General features: G+C 42.0%; 16 protein-coding genes. 4 read left to right on the top strand and 12 right to left on the bottom strand.

Annotation, left to right across the window (positions count from 1 at the left end; all coding sequences use genetic code 11):
• Together RMY16_RS18780 and RMY16_RS18785 are read right to left on the bottom strand one after the other, a co-directional pair.
• On the bottom strand, positions 1-1,637 hold a 1,637-nt coding region (locus RMY16_RS18780), incomplete at its 3' end, for a tetratricopeptide repeat protein (protein ID WP_322737687.1).
• A gap of 75 nt (positions 1,638-1,712) precedes the next feature.
• Positions 1,713-2,147 (bottom strand): hypothetical protein, encoded by a 435-nt coding sequence (locus RMY16_RS18785; RefSeq protein WP_322737688.1) that lies wholly within the window; start codon positions 2,145-2,147, stop codon positions 1,713-1,715.
• 261 nt (positions 2,148-2,408) lie between these two features.
• Between RMY16_RS18785 and RMY16_RS18790 the strand changes: the two genes are divergently transcribed.
• Together RMY16_RS18790 and RMY16_RS18795 are read left to right on the top strand one after the other, a co-directional pair.
• Complete coding sequence (locus RMY16_RS18790) at positions 2,409-2,627, top strand: hypothetical protein (protein WP_322737689.1); 219 nt, start codon at positions 2,409-2,411, stop codon at positions 2,625-2,627.
• 103 nt (positions 2,628-2,730) lie between these two features.
• Entirely contained in the window at positions 2,731-3,408 is a 678-nt protein-coding gene (locus tag RMY16_RS18795) for a PD-(D/E)XK nuclease family protein (protein WP_322737690.1), read from the top strand.
• A gap of 155 nt (positions 3,409-3,563) precedes the next feature.
• Here RMY16_RS18795 and RMY16_RS18800 read toward each other — a convergent pair whose 3' ends face one another.
• Genes RMY16_RS18800 through RMY16_RS18815 form a run of 4 tightly spaced genes read right to left on the bottom strand, consistent with a single transcriptional unit; the run spans position 3,564 to position 7,069 of the window.
• Positions 3,564-4,013 carry a type II toxin-antitoxin system VapC family toxin gene (locus RMY16_RS18800; RefSeq protein ID WP_322737691.1) on the bottom strand — a complete coding sequence of 150 codons (450 nt, stop codon included), beginning with the start codon at positions 4,011-4,013 and terminating at the stop codon, positions 3,564-3,566.
• The gene (locus RMY16_RS18805; protein WP_322737692.1) at positions 4,000-4,233 is read right to left on the bottom strand and encodes a hypothetical protein; all 234 of its coding nucleotides are present in this window, start codon (positions 4,231-4,233) and stop codon (positions 4,000-4,002) included. Before RMY16_RS18805 ends, RMY16_RS18800 begins: the two co-directional genes overlap by 14 nt.
• 15 nt (positions 4,234-4,248) lie before the next feature.
• A complete protein-coding gene (locus tag RMY16_RS18810; protein WP_322737693.1) occupies positions 4,249-5,463 on the bottom strand; it encodes a DUF790 family protein in 1,215 nt (404 codons plus the stop codon).
• Positions 5,393-7,069 (bottom strand): DEAD/DEAH box helicase, encoded by a 1,677-nt coding sequence (locus RMY16_RS18815; protein WP_322737731.1) that lies wholly within the window; start codon positions 7,067-7,069, stop codon positions 5,393-5,395. Before RMY16_RS18815 ends, RMY16_RS18810 begins: the two co-directional genes overlap by 71 nt.
• Before the next feature lie 426 nt (positions 7,070-7,495).
• Between RMY16_RS18815 and RMY16_RS18820 the strand changes: the two genes are divergently transcribed.
• Together RMY16_RS18820 and RMY16_RS18825 are read left to right on the top strand one after the other, a co-directional pair.
• Entirely contained in the window at positions 7,496-7,618 is a 123-nt protein-coding gene (locus RMY16_RS18820; RefSeq protein ID WP_322737732.1) for an adenylate/guanylate cyclase domain-containing protein, read from the top strand.
• Positions 7,619-7,880: 262 nt separating this feature from the next.
• A complete protein-coding gene (locus RMY16_RS18825; protein ID WP_322737694.1) occupies positions 7,881-10,544 on the top strand; it encodes a PAS domain S-box protein in 2,664 nt (887 codons plus the stop codon).
• 485 nt (positions 10,545-11,029) lie between these two features.
• On the opposite strand, the gene RMY16_RS18830 is transcribed toward RMY16_RS18825, so the two are convergent.
• The 6 genes from RMY16_RS18830 to RMY16_RS18855 all read right to left on the bottom strand — a co-directional run bounded on the left by RMY16_RS18830 (position 11,030) and on the right by RMY16_RS18855 (position 15,843).
• Entirely contained in the window at positions 11,030-12,052 is a 1,023-nt protein-coding gene (locus RMY16_RS18830; RefSeq protein WP_322737733.1) for a spore photoproduct lyase family protein, read from the bottom strand.
• 103 nt (positions 12,053-12,155) lie between these two features.
• Positions 12,156-12,512, bottom strand: coding sequence for a hypothetical protein (locus RMY16_RS18835; protein WP_322737695.1), 357 nt, complete (start codon positions 12,510-12,512; stop codon positions 12,156-12,158).
• A 267-nt stretch (positions 12,513-12,779) separates the two neighbouring features.
• Entirely contained in the window at positions 12,780-13,550 is a 771-nt protein-coding gene (locus tag RMY16_RS18840) for a lipoyl protein ligase domain-containing protein (RefSeq protein WP_322737696.1), read from the bottom strand.
• 5 nt (positions 13,551-13,555) lie between these two features.
• Positions 13,556-14,764, bottom strand: coding sequence for a bifunctional phosphopantothenoylcysteine decarboxylase/phosphopantothenate--cysteine ligase CoaBC (gene coaBC / locus RMY16_RS18845; protein WP_322737697.1), 1,209 nt, complete (start codon positions 14,762-14,764; stop codon positions 13,556-13,558).
• 106 nt (positions 14,765-14,870) lie between these two features.
• On the bottom strand, positions 14,871-15,083 hold the full coding sequence (locus RMY16_RS18850; RefSeq protein ID WP_094351471.1) for a DUF2555 domain-containing protein: 213 nt from the start codon (positions 15,081-15,083) through the stop codon (positions 14,871-14,873).
• 154 nt (positions 15,084-15,237) lie between these two features.
• The gene (locus RMY16_RS18855) at positions 15,238-15,843 is read right to left on the bottom strand and encodes an alpha/beta hydrolase (protein WP_416211684.1); all 606 of its coding nucleotides are present in this window, start codon (positions 15,841-15,843) and stop codon (positions 15,238-15,240) included.
• Positions 15,844-16,160 lie beyond the last annotated feature (317 nt).

Raw genomic sequence — 16,160 nt, forward strand, 5'->3', positions numbered from 1 at the left:
ACATTAGGATGTTCCTCTCCCACCAAGCGTCGCCATAGTTCTAAAGCTCGTAGGTACAGGGTTTCAGCTTCGCTGTATTTTCCTTGGGAGTAGTAGAGTTGTCCCAAATTGTTGAGAGTAGCGGCAACATCTGGATGTTCTTCCCCCAGGAAGCGTCGCCATAGTTCTAAAGCTCGTAGGTACAGGGTTTCAGCTTCGCTGTATTTTCCTTGGGAGTAGTAGAGTTGTCCCAAGTTGTTGAGGGTAGTGGCAACATCTGGATGTTCTTCCCCCAGGAAGCGTCGCCATAGTTCCAATGCTTGCAGGTTCAGGGTTTCAGCTTCGCTGTATTTTCCTTGGGAGTAGTAGAGTTGTGCCAGGTTGTTGAGGGTAGCGGCAACATCTGGATGTTCTTCTCCTAAGCGCTGTTTAGTGACTTCTAGACACTCCTCTAACCAAGGTGCTACTTTTTCATACAATGCCTGACCATTGTAAAACCAAGCGTTACCGATAAATGGCCAAATTAAATCATCATCGCTGATGTATTCAATGAGATGATTTGCTACTTCAGCTATATGAGGTATAGCTGGGGAAACAGCGTTGATTTGCTCAAGGGTGGGGGTATAAGGAATATTTTCGGCAATTCCTACCATTAGCTTGCAAACGGAACGCTTTAATTCCTCTGCCTGTTCTAAACCTGTAAGCTTATATTGGAAAAACTCGCGCAACAGTGGATGTAGTTGGTAAACTCCCTCATCTTTGCGCTGGAGTAAATGCAAATTCAATAACTTCTCATCCCGAATTTCCTCTAACTCTTCCTCGTCTTCTTCTGGTAAACACTGTTCCACCAAATCCCAAGCTATAGGCGCGGGTGCAAATAAACTCAATAAACAACCCAACTGCTTATCATCGTCGTTTAATTCCTGCCAACTCAACTCAAAGGCTGCTAACACACCTCGTTGTGCAGTCATGTCGCCTTCTGGTTTATCCCAAGCGGGTTTTTCTAGTCGCTTTTTCTCCAACCGTCGCAACATTTCTGTTAAAGAAAGGTCTACTTTGCGCTTGAGATATCGCCCCACTAATTCCAAACCCAAAGGCAAATATCCCAACCACTCACACAACTGATTTGCAACAGCTAATTCTTGCTCAATTCGCTGTGGTGTTTCTTTCAAAAACGACTTTAATAACTCTAGCGCTTCTTCTGGTTGCAATACATCCAGAGATAATTGCTTAATGGATGCTCCCAAGTATTGGCGTGTGGTAATCAACACCTTAAACCGGGAAGATGACGAGGGTAAATAAGGCTTAACCTGCTGATATTCCCCAACATCGTCTAACACTAGCAGCACATCGCCCTCACGCCAATGCCGCCAGCAGTATTGCACTTGTGCCGGGACATCCAAACCTTCTGGTATGTTTAAATCAAGCACAGTTGTGGCAAACTGCACAGCTTGAATGCCGACATCACCAGATTTTGCCAGCAACCAGCAAATTCCACCCTTGTAAGTTTCGCGGTGATTCCTGGCATATTGTAGGGCAAGTTCTGTTTTACCAACTCCACCCATCCCCGCAACAGCAGCTATAGCTACCTGTTCGTTTTCCTGCAAAAGCTGGTGGAGGTTTTTGAGGTCTTTTTCACGTCCAACAAACTCCACCACCCCACTCAAGGGTAAATTTTGCGGTATTTCGGTGGCGAGATTTGACTTTACCTGTTCTCCTCCAGGCGAATGCAGTCAAAAAATATTAGTACCAGTGAAAATATTTCCTTGAATGACGTTTTTAATAGACTCAGCTAACTTTGTAGAATTAATGATGGTTGCTGGTTGCGAGTTCAGCCCATTTGCTAAAGCTTCGACTTTTGGCGCTACTTGAGGATCGGCGTTTACTGCTGCTTCCACGTCCCGCACTGATTGAGCAATTTCGGTATCTGTGTCTGCTGCGGCTTTCAACTCTAGTACTGCTTTACCATAATCTAACGGCTGTTGTGTATTTTCTGGTGTCGCCTCTGCTAACAAGGGCAATTTATTTTTATTACGTAGCTGTGCGATTAATTTACCGCTTGCTTCTAACCCAGCTTCCCCAAGCTTTTCACCAGTTTTTTCTAAGGCTTTAGTTAAAACTATAGTAGCGATCGCAGTTGCAACAGCCGTTAGTGTTACAGGTTCCATAATTTTATGAATAACAACCGAAATTCCACTAAAAGTTATTCTAGCCTAGAGCGATCGTGACATTTCTTGATTTTGTTTGTGCAGACACGATTTTTAACGTTAAGTTGACTTTCATAAAAGCTGATGCAATTTAATACGCAACTGCTACCTCGAATTAATAGAATATCTAGAGTTGAATATCACTTACTTTACGTAGATTTAGATCCCCGACTTCTTGAAGAAGTCGGGGATCTGAGCAGCTAATAACGCTAAAGTCATACTATGACTACTAAAACCACAACCCAAATGCAAACTGATAAATACCCTTTTGCTCAAGAACTGATTACTGATATGGAAGGTAATATCCGCAAAGTAGTCATAGATTTTGATGACTATCTACGCTTGCTAGAAGCCATTGAAGATGAAGGACTTATCTTAGCAATGAAGGCAGTAGAACATGAAATACCTCTAAATATTGATGAAGCATTAGCACAACTATAACAAGAGCGATCGCCCAAAGTTTTGCTTGTGTGAAAGATGAACTGCGATTTCTAATCGCTACTTTCTTAATTACGAATTACGAATTACGAATTACGAATTACAAATGCTACCTCGAATTAATAGTAAATCCCTAAGAGAAAATGGTAAACAATATTATGTAGATGCCAAGGGAAACCGCTTCCCTAGCGTCACCACAATACTTAATGTCACCAAACCCCAAGAAGATAGAGACAGATTATTAAATTGGAAAGCGCGTGTTGGAACAGAAGAAGCCACCCGCATATCTACAAACGCCAGTCGTCGGGGAACCCAAACACACAAACAAATTGAGCGCTACCTCCTTGGGCAAAATCCTGTTTGTCCCGAAGCCAGTCGTCCTTATTGGGAAAGTATTAAGCCAGTCTTAGCAGAAATCGACACGGTGAGACTTGTGGAAGGCTCAGTTTTTCATTACGATTTGAGCTATTCTGGCAAAGTAGATTGTATTGCTAGTTATCAAGGTATACCCTGTATTTGCGAGTGGAAAACAGCAGACAAACCTAAAGGTTCAATTGAGCATTTATATGAACATCCACTGCAACTTACGGCGTACATAGGAGCAGCTAACGAATATTATCGAGATTATGGCATTCAGCTAAATCATGCTTTGTTGGTAGTAGCAATTCCAGAGATGCCAGCCGAGGTATTTTGGTTTGAACCAGCAATGATTAAAGATTACTGGGAGGAGTGGAAAAAAAGAGTCGCTCAATATTGGGAACGCAGAAGTATTTGGAGTTCATGAGAGGAATTACAAAATCCCAAACAGTCTCAATACTTGTCGGGTTTTGGGGAAAAGGGGAAGGGGGAATGGGAAAGGGGAAACAAAAAACCTTTACCCTTTACCCCAAACCAAATTCCGAGTTCAAAATGCAAAACCCGAGCAGTATTGCAAACAGTCTAATTTTGTAATGGCAACACAGTAATTAATCCCGAAAATCTAGCAAAATCACCTGTGTTGTGAGTGAGTAATTGAGGAATACCATAGACTAGCATCGTCGCAACAATATTTGCATCATGAACTTGCTTACCACCGCTAGGAATTTCCTCCATGAGTGTTAGTAACCTTTGTGTCACGAGTAAATTATCTTCAACCAAGCGAAAATAACTAGCAAAATACCGTACATCTGCCACTAAAGATGCAATAGGAATGTTCCCAGTTAAGTCGCCTCGTCTTGTCATTGCTGCCAAATATTCTCTCAAAGTTTGGCGACTAATCCATAAATCAATACCTTGTTCTGCAAATACTTGAAGTCGTTCTTTAGCTTGTACATGAAATGGTGACAAGGCTAAATTTGCATAAACTAAAATATTTGTATCGATGAAAACAGAGTTATTAGTCGTTTGCATAAAGGTCTTCTCTACGGAAAGTTAAACTTTCCGAGACTAATCCTACAGGATAGGCAGAAAATTTGAGAGGCGCTTTCTTTTGTTTGTTCTCTTCTTCAGCCAAAGGCTTTTCATCAATTACTATTACCACCTGATGCTCACCTTCTGGAATATCCAATGGTAACTGTGCTGTAATCTTACCATCTTTGGTAACTGTGGCAATTGTTTGTATACTTTTCATACTATTTCTCCTTGTTCAATCCATCACAGCTAACACAGATTTTGGCAATAATTTATCTTTAAACCAAACAATTCTGGCGGGGACATCATTTAATTTTACTCCCGCCTTTTCTAAATTAAGTCGCTCGGAAATTGCCAAAATCAAATCATCACGTCCAGCCCGTCGCACTTGAGAAAACTTCTTTTGTAAATATTCTGGTCGCCAATAACCGACAATTTCTAATAAGAATGTGCGTCCATCAGCATGAACTAAGCGAAAATCGGGAATCATCACACTACCAGGAATCGGTATCAAATCAACTTCTCGCTCTAACGCCCAACCACTTTTCAACGCATCCCACTTATCTGCAAAGGATGCTTCTAACATACTATCGTAGGGCTTTCCTGGTGGATAATGGGATACCAAACCACATTCGGAATTGAGAGTAAAACGTCCAGTTTTCCAAGTATTTGTATAGGCATCACGAGTTTGGAGAATGGAAGAAAGACTCCATTTAGTAACGTGAAGTAAAGCCGGAATAAGTTTAGCGATCGCTAACCCATATCGCGTACTAGGATTAAACAAACTCGTCGGCCCATCAATAGTAATTGTAAACCCGTGGTCAGCATCGCCCTCAATATAAGCCATCAATTGAAACAACTTTAAATAGCGAAATAACAGCTTATATTCACCCGGAACATTCCGATGAGCATTTAAGACAAGTTGACTGGCTTTATAAAATACACCCTGTACCTGAGATAAGTTATATCGATTTAACAAATCTGGTGCTGTTGGTGCATCAAAAACAGTCAAAATCTTATTTTCAGATAAATCAGCATAGAGTCCATTACGAACCTGTTCTAATAAAACTTCCCGTTCAAGTTCTTGAGTTAATTCATCAGCAATTTTACTCAGAGTTACTTGTGTAGATTCTCGACTAGAAACTGATTTTGCAGCTAATGAAAACACCCGTTCTCTTAACATCTGTGGTTCCAAAGGACTAACTACCTCAAAAGTGCAAAAACTGCTTTTAAGAATATAAGCTAATCCCCGCTTCACCCGATAATCTGTAGAATCTCCTTCAAAATCAGTCAGTTGTCGCTCAAGCACACCTTGAGTCTTCCCCACTGCTGATTGAAAATAATTAATTAACTCAATCGCCAACTCCGAAGTTTTTTGATCAATCTTCAGTCTCTTCGGAATGATCTCCTCTCCGTTTTGGCGATGCATCAGTAAATCTGTCGGTAACATCTGAATTCTGGATTTTAGATACTTCGACTACTTCGACTACTTCGACTACTTCGACTTCGCTCAGTACAAGTTCGCTCAGTACAAGTTCGCTCAGTACAAGTTTTGGATTTTGGACTGAATAATTAATTTCTAACTGTTCCGCAGCCTTCAAACTCCTTTCCTTCCCACTCCCATACACAACCTGTAACTTCCCTTTCTTCTCTTTTTCTCCCCCTGCTTCCCCTGCTTCCCCTGCCTTCCTTTCCCCTCTTCGCCTAGCCGAAGTCCCTTCCTCACTCGTATCCTCCGCTACCACCTCATACAAAATCGCCTGTTTATTCTCAATATTCCCCTTCCGTAAAACCCTACCCAATCGCTGAGTATACTCCCTAGCCGAACCCGTTCCAGATAAAATAATTGCAACAGTTGCCGCCGGCACATCAACCCCTTCATTCAACACATGAGAAGCAACCAAAGTATTATATTTACCTTCTCGAAACTTTGTTAATATCTCATGGCGTTCCTTTACAGGAGTTTGATGAGTAATTGCCGGAATTAATAACTCTTGAGAAATGCGATAAACCGTCGCATTATCAGCAGTAAAAATTAAAATTCTTGCCGGATAATGTTCTGCCAATAAATCAATCAAAATTCGCAACTTCCCATCAGTACCTAAAGCGATATCTTTCGCTTCTCGATGCGCTAACATCGCTCTACGTCCAGATTGCGATCTAGCACTCATTTGCACGAACATTTGCCAACCTTGCAAACTCCCCAAAGAAATTTTCGATTGCTTCAAAAAGTCATTGCGGGTTTGAATTAACTGGTTATATCTTTCGCGCTCAAGTTGCGATAACTTTACTTTAATTTGGACAATTTCATGTTCTGCTAACGCCTTCCCCGCCAAATCCTCGGCACGTTTGCGATATACTTCTTGACCAATGAGGATATTTAAGTCAGCGTGTTTACCATCGGTACGTTCTGGTGTCGCTGAGAGTCCAAGACGATAAGGTGCGATCGCATATTCAGCAATCACTCGATTAAAATCTGTCGGTAAATGATGACATTCATCAAAAACAATCAACGCATATTGATTTCCCAACGTCTCAGCGTGAATTGCTGCACTATCATAAGTTGCAACTAGGATAGCTGTTCTATCCCGCGAACCACCACCCAGCAATCCCACCTCAGCATCAGGGAAAGCCGCTACTAGGTGTGCATACCACTGATGCATTAAATCCAAAGTTGGCACCACAATTAGCGTTGTGCGCGGCGTTGATTGCATCGCCATTTGCGCCAAATAAGTCTTACCTGCCGCTGTAGGAAGCACAACCACCCCTTGTCTACCCGCCAGTTTCCAAGCGGCTAGCGCCTCAGTTTGGTGGGGATATGGTTCCATTTCCAGAGTGGGAACCAAATCTACGGGATAAAATTGCTTGGCCTCATCGATAAAATTCACATCTTCCGCTTGTAGTGCTTCCACTAGCGATCGGTATCTAATTGCGGGAATGCGGAATTTTTCAACTCTATCATCCCATGTAGCGTAGTCCATCCAACCTTTCCCACGTGGTGGTGGATGCAAAATTAATGTGCCACGATCAAAATTTAGTGTGGGGGTACGAGCCATGAGTATTGGGCATTGGGGATTGGGCATGGGGGATTGGGTATTGGGCATTGGTAATTTTTCCATTCGCCATGCCCCATTCCCTAGTCTATTGATTACTAATAACGCAAAAAGTGCATGATTCATCCAAGTAACTCCAACAAAATCCAACTAGATACGCTTATTAGTCATGAAATGTCTGATTGGCAAACCAACAAAAACCTTTACCATATTGTCGGTTTTACAGAGCTTTCAACTCGTATAAGTAGGTTGGCACAATTAAACCGAACTATACAAAGTTTTGTATGGGTAAAGGGAAAAGGTTAAAGGGTAAAGGTTTTTCCCTTTTACCCTTAACCTTTACCCTTCTTAATTTAGTTGTGTTTTTTAGCACCTCCTTACTTATTTCCTGCAAAATTAGTCGAGTGATTAAATATAATATTAGGTAGTATTCAGGTTTGTGAAACAATTTATCAGCTTTTAAAGAATAAATATTTATTGGAAAAACGAGGTTCAATTCAGGTTAAAGGTAAAAGACAAATGATGACTTGTATACTAAATAAAATTAATTAAAAAATTTAAGAGTTTTCTCCTATTGGACAGAGATTAAAAAATAAAACATATATCATTAGAGCGAGGCTTATCAAGTTATTTAACCTTTGTTAAAATTGAGTTTTACTACTTTAGATAGATTAACCGCAATTAACTGCTTAGATAGATATTTTTCCGATGCATAATAAATGTTGAGCGATGTCTACGACGGGCTACGCCAACGCATTGTCTAGCTGATTTTGGGAATAATCCTTTAGCTAGCTGCATAAAAGGAGAAGCCACATTGAAAGGAATACGTTTCCTTCTAGCGCCCTATGCTGTAACCTTATTGGCTGTTGGTAGCGCACTGCTACTAACACTATTGCTACAGCCACTACTGAAACCAACTATTTTCCTGCTGTTTTTTGCTGCCGTGGCGCTTAGTACCTGGTATGGCGGCATGAAAGCAGGGTTACTGGCTACTGCTTTGTCTACTTTAGCCGTTAGCTACTTTTTTTTAGAGCCTGTGTTTTCGCTCCTTGTTACGAATGTAGAGAGCATAGCGTGGTTAGGCTTGTCTGTTTTTGTAACAATACTTATTAGCTTGCTCAACTCAGAGTTAGGCACTGTGAAACAACATCTGCAAACGAGTTTGCAGAAGCTAGAGGCGAGCGAAGCAAGATTTAAAAGATTGGTAGAGTCCAACATTATTGGGGTAATTGTAGCCAATATGGACGGGGCGATCGCAGAGGCTAATGATGCTTTTTTACGAATGGTAGGTTATTCGCAGGAGGATTTGCTAGCAGGGCTTCGATGGCGCGACATGATACCACCAGAATATATTGAAATTAATAATAGTGCGATCGCAGAACTCGCAACGAAAGGCGTGTGTCAGCCCTTTGAGAACGAATACATCGGCAAAGATCGTAGCCGTGTTCCTATTCTGTTAGGTTCTGCTTTGTTAGAAAATAACCAAAATGATATTATTTCTTTTGTGATTGATTTAAGCAAACGCAAACAAGCAGAACTTGCCCTTTCCAAAAGCGAAGAACGCTACCGCACTTTTTTAGAGCAGAGTTCAGAAGGTATCTGGTGTATGGAATTGGAAATACCAATTTCACCAGATTGTTCAGAAGAGGAGCAAATTCAACATTTTTATCAATATGGTTACTTAGCAGAATGCAACAATGTTATGGCGCAGATGTATGGCTGTTCTCATGCCGAAGAAATTATCGGCGCTAGACTAGGAGACTTTGTTGTTGCCTCCGATCCACATAATATTGAATATCTGCGTAACTTTATACGTTCTAACTACCGACTAATCGATGCTGAGTCCCATGAAATAGATAAGCAAGGTAACTCCAAATATTTTTTGAATAATTTAGTGGGAATTGTCGAAAATGGGCTTTTAGTCAGAGCGTGGGGAACTCAACGCGACATCACAGAATACAAAAGAGCAGAAGTAGCGCTCCGTCAACGAGAAGATGAACTGCGTCTAATTACCAATGCTGTGCCCGCCAAGATTTCTTATGTTGATAGTCAGCAGCGTTATCGCTTTAATAATAAAGAATATGAAGACTGGTTTGGAATTCCTACTTCCGAAATTTATGGTAAACACATTAAAGAAGTTTTAGGAGAATCAGTTTATCAGTCAATTCTTCCTTATGTAGAAGCAGTACTCTCAGGAGAGCAAATAACTTACGAAACCCAATTACCTAATAAAGATGGCACAAACCATTACGTGAATGTCACTTACATTCCCCAGTTCAGTCAGGAGGGGAAAGTTGCAGGATTTGTTGCCCTAATCACAGATATTACACTTCACAAGTTAGCAGAAGCAGCTCTCAAACAAAGCGAGAAACGGTTAAAGACACTCACCGAAAAAGTTCGCATGATTCCTTGGGAAGTAAATGCCATTACCGGAAATTTTACTTATGTAGGGCCGCAAACCGTTGAGATTATTGGCTATCCATTGTCAGACTGGTACACCGATGATTTCTGGGCAAAACACATGCATCCAGAAGATCGGGAGTGGGCTATCCAGTATTGCCAAGAATCTTCTCTATCACTGAATAATTATGAATTTGAATATAGAATGTTGGCTGCTGATGGCAGAGTTGTCTGGCTATATGACATTGTGAATGTGGTGCGGGATGAAAATGGCCCGCAGCTACTACATGGATTCATGATTGATATTAGCGATCGCAAGCAAGCAGAGCAAGAACGCGAACAACTGCTTAAACGCGAACAAGCAGCACGCGCCGATGCCGAAACTGCTAACCGCATGAAGGATGAGTTTCTCGCCACACTCTCCCACGAACTCCGTACACCTCTCAACGCTATACTAGGCTGGACGCAGCTACTTAGAACTCGCAAATTTGATCAGGCTACTACTGGCCGGGCACTAGAGACAATTGAACGTAATACTAGATCCCTGACACAACTGATTGAAGATGTTCTCGATGTGTCACGAGTTATTAGAGGCACACTTCATTTAAATATGGATCAGGTAGAACTTGTACCACTTGTAGAAGCGGCAATCGATACTGTGTACCCAGCAGCCCAGGCTAAAGAGATTAATATCAAGTGTAGATTCGACCCAAAAGTAGAGGTAGTTGTGGGCGATGCCAACCGTTTGCAACAGGTTGTGTGGAATTTGCTCTCCAACGCCGTCAAGTTTACACCCAAGGGCGGTGGAGTTGATGTGCAATTGGAGCGCATTGCATCTTACGTGCAAATTCGGGTGAGTGATACGGGAGTGGGAATTGCTCCCGAATTCCTACCCCATGTATTTGAACGCTTTCGTCAAGCTGACAGTTCCAGCACGCGATCGCATGGCGGATTAGGATTAGGGTTAGCGATCGTTCGTCACTTGGTAGAATTACACGGTGGCACAGTCTCGGCCGAAAGTCCAGGAATTGGACAGGGAGCGACATTCGTTGTCAGTCTGCCAATGAAAGCTATTTAGGATAGAGGCAGGGGGCAGAGGGGAAAAACTTACTGCAACCGGACATGATATGAGTTCTCTGTGCTGCTTCTAAGCTGAACGCTAGAGAGTTCAGCCTTCACATCCTCGATGACATTAAATTTGGTACTACGACAAATAAAAAGTCACTGTACACTAGACCTGCCTTGAAAATATATATTTTTGCACTCTTAGGGAAAAGGGTGCATGTTAAAGGGAAAGGATTTTGAGTTTTTTTACCCTTTTCCCCCGCCCCTTATCCCCAGAGGGGGCCCCACCTTCAATACGGTTCGGTTAAAGGGGAAAGGTTTTGAATACATCCTTTACCCTTTACCCGCAAACCCATTCCCCAGACCACAAGGAAAGTGAAAAATGCTTATCCGAACCGTATTGGCCCCACCTTCCCCTTTACCCCGACAAATGCCAAGAAGTCTACTCTCTCACCCAATAATTAATTTGCTCAAACTATATTTGAGTGAAGCGATCTATTAAGTCCAATAAAGAATTTCAGCATTTGGAAAGCGTTTACTAATCTCACTCTCAAAAAAGCTACGTAACGCCTTCATTGTGTCTTTCTCATAAACGTACTTCGTCCCGCCAAACTTATTACGCTTGACACTGCGTTTTGCCTCATCCATCTCTAATTTTGATTGCGGATACCAAGTTTGTAACACTTCTTTTGACCCTGGTGTAAACCGATGCGAGATTAACTCAAAGGTAAGGTTACAGTCAAAATCCAGTGCCTCGTTTATCTGGTCAAATAAACGACTATAGTGCATTTGCCAATCATCTATCGGCATAATTGGCGCGATCACCAAACCTACTGGATAACCGCCACCGCCACGCTCTTGTGGTAGCGCTAACCGTCGCAACGCATTCAGTCTGGATGCTACGGATGCCGTGCCACCTTCAAACTTACCAGAAATTGGTGCGGCATTAACGCTCATCCGACAGCGAGTATTCCCATTGTGTGGTAAATCGAGTAATCCATCCACAGCATCAAACTTTGATACCCAACGTAGATGTGCATTGGTACGAGTGCCAAAGTAACGGATACATTCAGCAAGACTTCCAGTTAAATGCTCAATACCCAATGGGTCTGTGTAACAGCTAACTTCAAAACTGGTAGTTTTCCCCTGTTGCTCGTAGTTCGCTAAGTTCTCTAATATCTGCGGTAAGTTGGCAAAAGCGCGAATGACAGGTGGCCCCGACAAGCTACCCGCTAGGTAGCAGTATTGACAGTGAGCCGGACAACCTTCGGCAAGGTGAAACTGCCAATCCGCAGAAGGTGGAATCGGACTCAGTTTAAAAGAACTGGGTGGTGCAGTAACTACGGCTAAGGTACGCTTGGCGATGTTGTAAGTATCCCGCTCAGATTCACCGCGCAGACCCTTCAGGCGGTTTTGTGATAGTTCTTCTATTGGTAAGTTGAGTGACTGCACACGTTTAAGAATCTGCTGCCCCCAATCCTCATCTAAGGCAGCAGGTGTAAACAGTACCCGTTCAGGTATCCACAACCTTGGTGATCTTGTTTGTGTATCTGATACTGAAACTTGGTCTGTAATGGTATTCAGCAATATCTTTCTCCGTTATTTAGTTTGCTGACTTCTGCAATTAATTTTCCAGGACTTGCTTAATTCGTCGTTCTAACAAATCGAGATCCAAACTGCCTTCATCACGGTTAATTCGGCGCACAGTGGAATTAACATTAGCTAAATTAACCAATAAATCTTGAAGAATTTCCTGTTGCTGACGGGCTTGAGTAACTTCGCGTGGTTCCTGTACCAAATCACGGACGATGGTATCTTCAGCGCGAGAGGCGATAATTGGATCGTTTTGCCCTTGAATGTGAACAAAGGTTCGTCGGCCTGGGCCTCGCTCCTCTTCTATTGGTATAACTGCTGTCACTTGATCAGAACGCACATATTTGCCAAATCCCAAATGGACTAGCTCTGATGAGAGTATTTTCATATAATTGAAGCGTTATTTTTATGTCTTACTTATATTGTAAAATCTAGAAAAGTGACTTAAAGCCATAGAGCATACGGGTTATACCCAATTCAAGGTAGTAGTTTCCTTTCCCAATTTAATGTCCTCATCTGCGATCGCTCTCAAAAGTATGATGACTCAAATTAGTCTTTTCAGTCTAGTAACTTTATTTACGGTAAATTTTATTTTGCTACGTATTTCTTACATAAACTCAAATTTTGGAATAGGCGATACCTACGGTAAGCTACGCTAACGCACTTCATAAAGCGATCGCAATTTGAGAATATCTTGCCATTCTAGCTCGGTGAATGGTTGGGTAACTAGTTCTATGCCAAAGTACTGTTTTGCTGTCTCTGTCAGTGTCTCCACAATCTTTATAATCCAGCCATCCTGTTGCTGTGTGTTACAAAGTGAGGTATTCCACGGAGCCGATTGTTCAAAGATTTCCTGAAATAAACCTTTGTCTGTAGATAAAATCATTGAGCCGTGTTGAAGAATGGTATTTCTTCCCTTGCGTTGGGCACTACCAATAAATTTACTTCCATCGGTAGTAACTAAGTCAGCTGCTGTTGCTGTGTTGAAGCAACTGGGATTGTGAATGTAACCTCGTCCAGCAGAACCATAATTTAACTCAATATTCAAGGTTTGCCAGCCTTGGATCAAAAAGTTACAGATTTTTTCATAAGTACCCCAGCTTTTTCCATTACTAGCTGAGGTAATCAGGGCGTAGCTTAAGTCTCCTTGGTGGAGAACAGCTCTACCTCCCGTTGGCCGACGAACTAGATTGAGTGGCTGTCCTTGGTAAATCAGATTATGCCACTCGGCAGGCCATTGTTTTTGCAGATGTCCCAAGGAAAGAGCATAAGGATACCAGGTATAAAAACGCAGGGTAGGCGGGTGCTGTCCCTTTTCACATTGGTTGAACAACCAAGCATCGATCGCCATTTGCACTCCCCCTGATGTCTGAAGCATTGGGATGAAACGCCAGGTGGATGGTGATTCGGTTGCTAGTTGTCTCATAGGTTTCAGACTATAGAAAGAAAATCAAATAATTGATGCGCCATTTCTAATTTAGAACAAGGTGCAATTTGTACCTGATTTCCTTGACTATCTAAAAATATTGCTTGATTATTATCGCTACCAAAACCACTATCAGGTTGATCGATGGGATTGGCAACAATGACATCAAGTTTTTTATTCTGTAATTTCTCTAATGCAGGTTTGACAATATCCCCAGTTTGTGCAGCAAAACCAATTAATCTTTGATGCGGCTGTTTGTGTTGTGCTAACTGGGCCACTATATCCGGTACTGGTTCCAGAGGTAAAGCTTGGGGGAGCGATCGCTTGGGCAATTTCTCTGTACTATAATCTCGTGGCTTCACATCGGCCACGGCTGCTGACATGACAATGATATCAGCGCTGGGTAAAGATTCCACCATGACGTGCTGCATTTCGTCTGCGCTAACAACAGGAATCGCTTGTACTCCCAGTGGTACATCCCAATTAGCTGGGCCATGTACCAGAGTGACATTTGCCCCTCGATGAAATGCGGCTTGCGCTAAAGCTAATCCCATTTTACCTGTGGAAGGATTACCAATAAACCTCACTGGATCGAAAAACTCTCGCGTTCCCCCAGCACTAACTAAGACTCGTTTACCTACTAAATCTCGTTTGCCTTGAGTGTGTAACAACGATTGGATCTGAGCCAAAATTTCTGGAGGTTCTGCTAATCTACCAGCACCGATGCGATCGCACGCTAATAATCCTGATGCTGTATTCATCCCATGATATCGGCTATCTATCAATAACTGTTGCCAATTTCGTTGCACCGCTTGCTGTTCCCACATATCAGTATTCATTGCGGGTGCTAACAGCACGGGACAAGTAGAAGCCAGCACGGTATTTGTGAGTAAATTATCCGCCATCCCGTAGGCTAACTTTGCTAATGTATTAGCTGTCAAAGGGGCAATTACCATAATATCTGCCCATTCACCCAACTCAATATGCAACGGACGAGAGTGAGTTGGTTGCCAGAAATCATCATCTGTGTGGGCGGGATGACGAGATAGAGTGGATATTGTCAGAGGCGTGATAAATTTTTGCGCCGAACGGGTAAGGATAACTCGGACTTCCACCCCAGTTTTAAACAGCGTCGAAACCAATTCACAGATTTTGTAGGCGGCGATACCGCCACCTACACCAATGAGAACCCTGTTCAATTTTGGATTAGTCATGGTAAAAAGTTAGGAGTGAGCCGTTCAAAAATTAGTACTAAATTTATAAATCCTAATTCTTAACTCCTAACTCCTAACTCCTGTAGAGACGCGATTAATCGCGTCTCTACGCTTCATCATAGGGTTCCAAGTCTAAGAGGTAGATATAGGGTTCAACTAACTCTGGACGCTGAAATGCGATCGCTCGCAATAGATGCCAATCGTTTAAACCCTCAAAAGCATTACTATAATTATCCAGTTCCAGACGTGTAGCTAGTTCTTCTACTTCTACTGCACTCATGGCAGCAATTTCTTTTTGGGAAATGCTTAGAGTTGTCATAATACTTGCCCCTCCCGTATGCAGCACTCGCCTTCAGCATGGGTTAAGTTGCGCTGAACGCAGCCACCCAATATATATTACTCATTAGAAGTCATTAAGTTCGTAAAAATTGTCAGAATTTGTACCAGAATTTATAAAAAATTCGTAATCCTGACTAAGCAATTGTATTTACAACGAAATTTCGTAGCACTTCTAACGTTTTTGGATCTATTTCATGCCCCATATCAAATTCGTGGTATTCTACTGCCACTCCTAGAGACTTTAGAGTTTCTCGTGCCTTCAAAGCAGCTTTCAGGGGCACAACTTCATCATATCTACCGTGAGTGATTAAAGTCGGCGGAATCCCACTTTTAGCTGCCGTTAGCGCGTCGGGATGTAAATACCCGCTCATGACAACTAAACCTGCTAAGGGTAATTTTGAACCGACATCTAAAATCATTGCTCCGCCTTGAGAAAATCCACTCAAAATGGTACGTGACAAAGGTATGCCAGTGGTACTTTCTAAAGATTGCAAGAAATCTGTTAGCAGTTGCCGACTTTCTGCCAACCCTTGATACATATTTTCCACCCGCAGGTCATACCATGCCCTCCCTATAGGGGAATAGGGATAAGGATAAGGTGCATTGGGCAATACAAACTGGTAATCGGATAAGTTGAGCAATGGTAACAAAGATGCTACATCCTCAGCATTAGCACCCCAACCATGCAAAGTGACAATTAAGCCTGCTGGAGGTTGAGAATTTGCTGTGGGAACGGTAATGGCTTGTAAAGACAGAGGTTTACTCCTAAAATTCTACTCTTTTCATAGATCCTATCTGCTTGCCCAAAAAATACCTACCTTGTTTTGGTGCTAGCAACCAAAAGCCAGACAGTAATTTTGTTTGAAAACATTTTTTCACCAATTTCTATAAGAATAATTTCCAGCTAGAAGTTATTGCTTTTAGGCATTTTTTATTTAATAAAAATAATTATCAATTCTTTTTCAAAAATTTATTCTAATTAATTGACAATAATATGGATAAATAATTATTTTAACTAAGAAATGAATTGCTTCTCTCTATTGAGTTAGCAAGATAT

The sequence above is a fragment of the Nostoc sp. DedQUE12b genome, assembly GCF_034530835.1.
GTDB lineage: Bacteria > Cyanobacteriota > Cyanobacteriia > Cyanobacteriales > Nostocaceae > Nostoc.

What these genes read in the sequence shown, in the direction of transcription:
- coaBC (WP_322737697.1), bottom strand. Translation starts at nt 14,764, where the DNA reads ATGACTAATCCAAAATTGAACAGGGTTCTCATTGGTGTAGGTGGCGGT.
- RMY16_RS18815 (WP_322737731.1), bottom strand. Translation starts at nt 7,069, where the DNA reads ATGGCTCGTACCCCCACACTAAATTTTGATCGTGGCACATTAATTTTG.
- RMY16_RS18800 (WP_322737691.1), bottom strand. Translation starts at nt 4,013, where the DNA reads ATGCAAACGACTAATAACTCTGTTTTCATCGATACAAATATTTTAGTT.
- RMY16_RS18840 (WP_322737696.1), bottom strand. Translation starts at nt 13,550, where the DNA reads ATGAGACAACTAGCAACCGAATCACCATCCACCTGGCGTTTCATCCCA.
- RMY16_RS18790 (WP_322737689.1), top strand. Translation starts at nt 2,409, where the DNA reads ATGACTACTAAAACCACAACCCAAATGCAAACTGATAAATACCCTTTT.
- RMY16_RS18835 (WP_322737695.1), bottom strand. Translation starts at nt 12,512, where the DNA reads ATGAAAATACTCTCATCAGAGCTAGTCCATTTGGGATTTGGCAAATAT.
- RMY16_RS18785 (WP_322737688.1), bottom strand. Translation starts at nt 2,147, where the DNA reads ATGGAACCTGTAACACTAACGGCTGTTGCAACTGCGATCGCTACTATA.
- RMY16_RS18805 (WP_322737692.1), bottom strand. Translation starts at nt 4,233, where the DNA reads ATGAAAAGTATACAAACAATTGCCACAGTTACCAAAGATGGTAAGATT.
- RMY16_RS18795 (WP_322737690.1), top strand. Translation starts at nt 2,731, where the DNA reads ATGCTACCTCGAATTAATAGTAAATCCCTAAGAGAAAATGGTAAACAA.
- RMY16_RS18850 (WP_094351471.1), bottom strand. Translation starts at nt 15,083, where the DNA reads ATGACAACTCTAAGCATTTCCCAAAAAGAAATTGCTGCCATGAGTGCA.
- RMY16_RS18810 (WP_322737693.1), bottom strand. Translation starts at nt 5,463, where the DNA reads ATGTTACCGACAGATTTACTGATGCATCGCCAAAACGGAGAGGAGATC.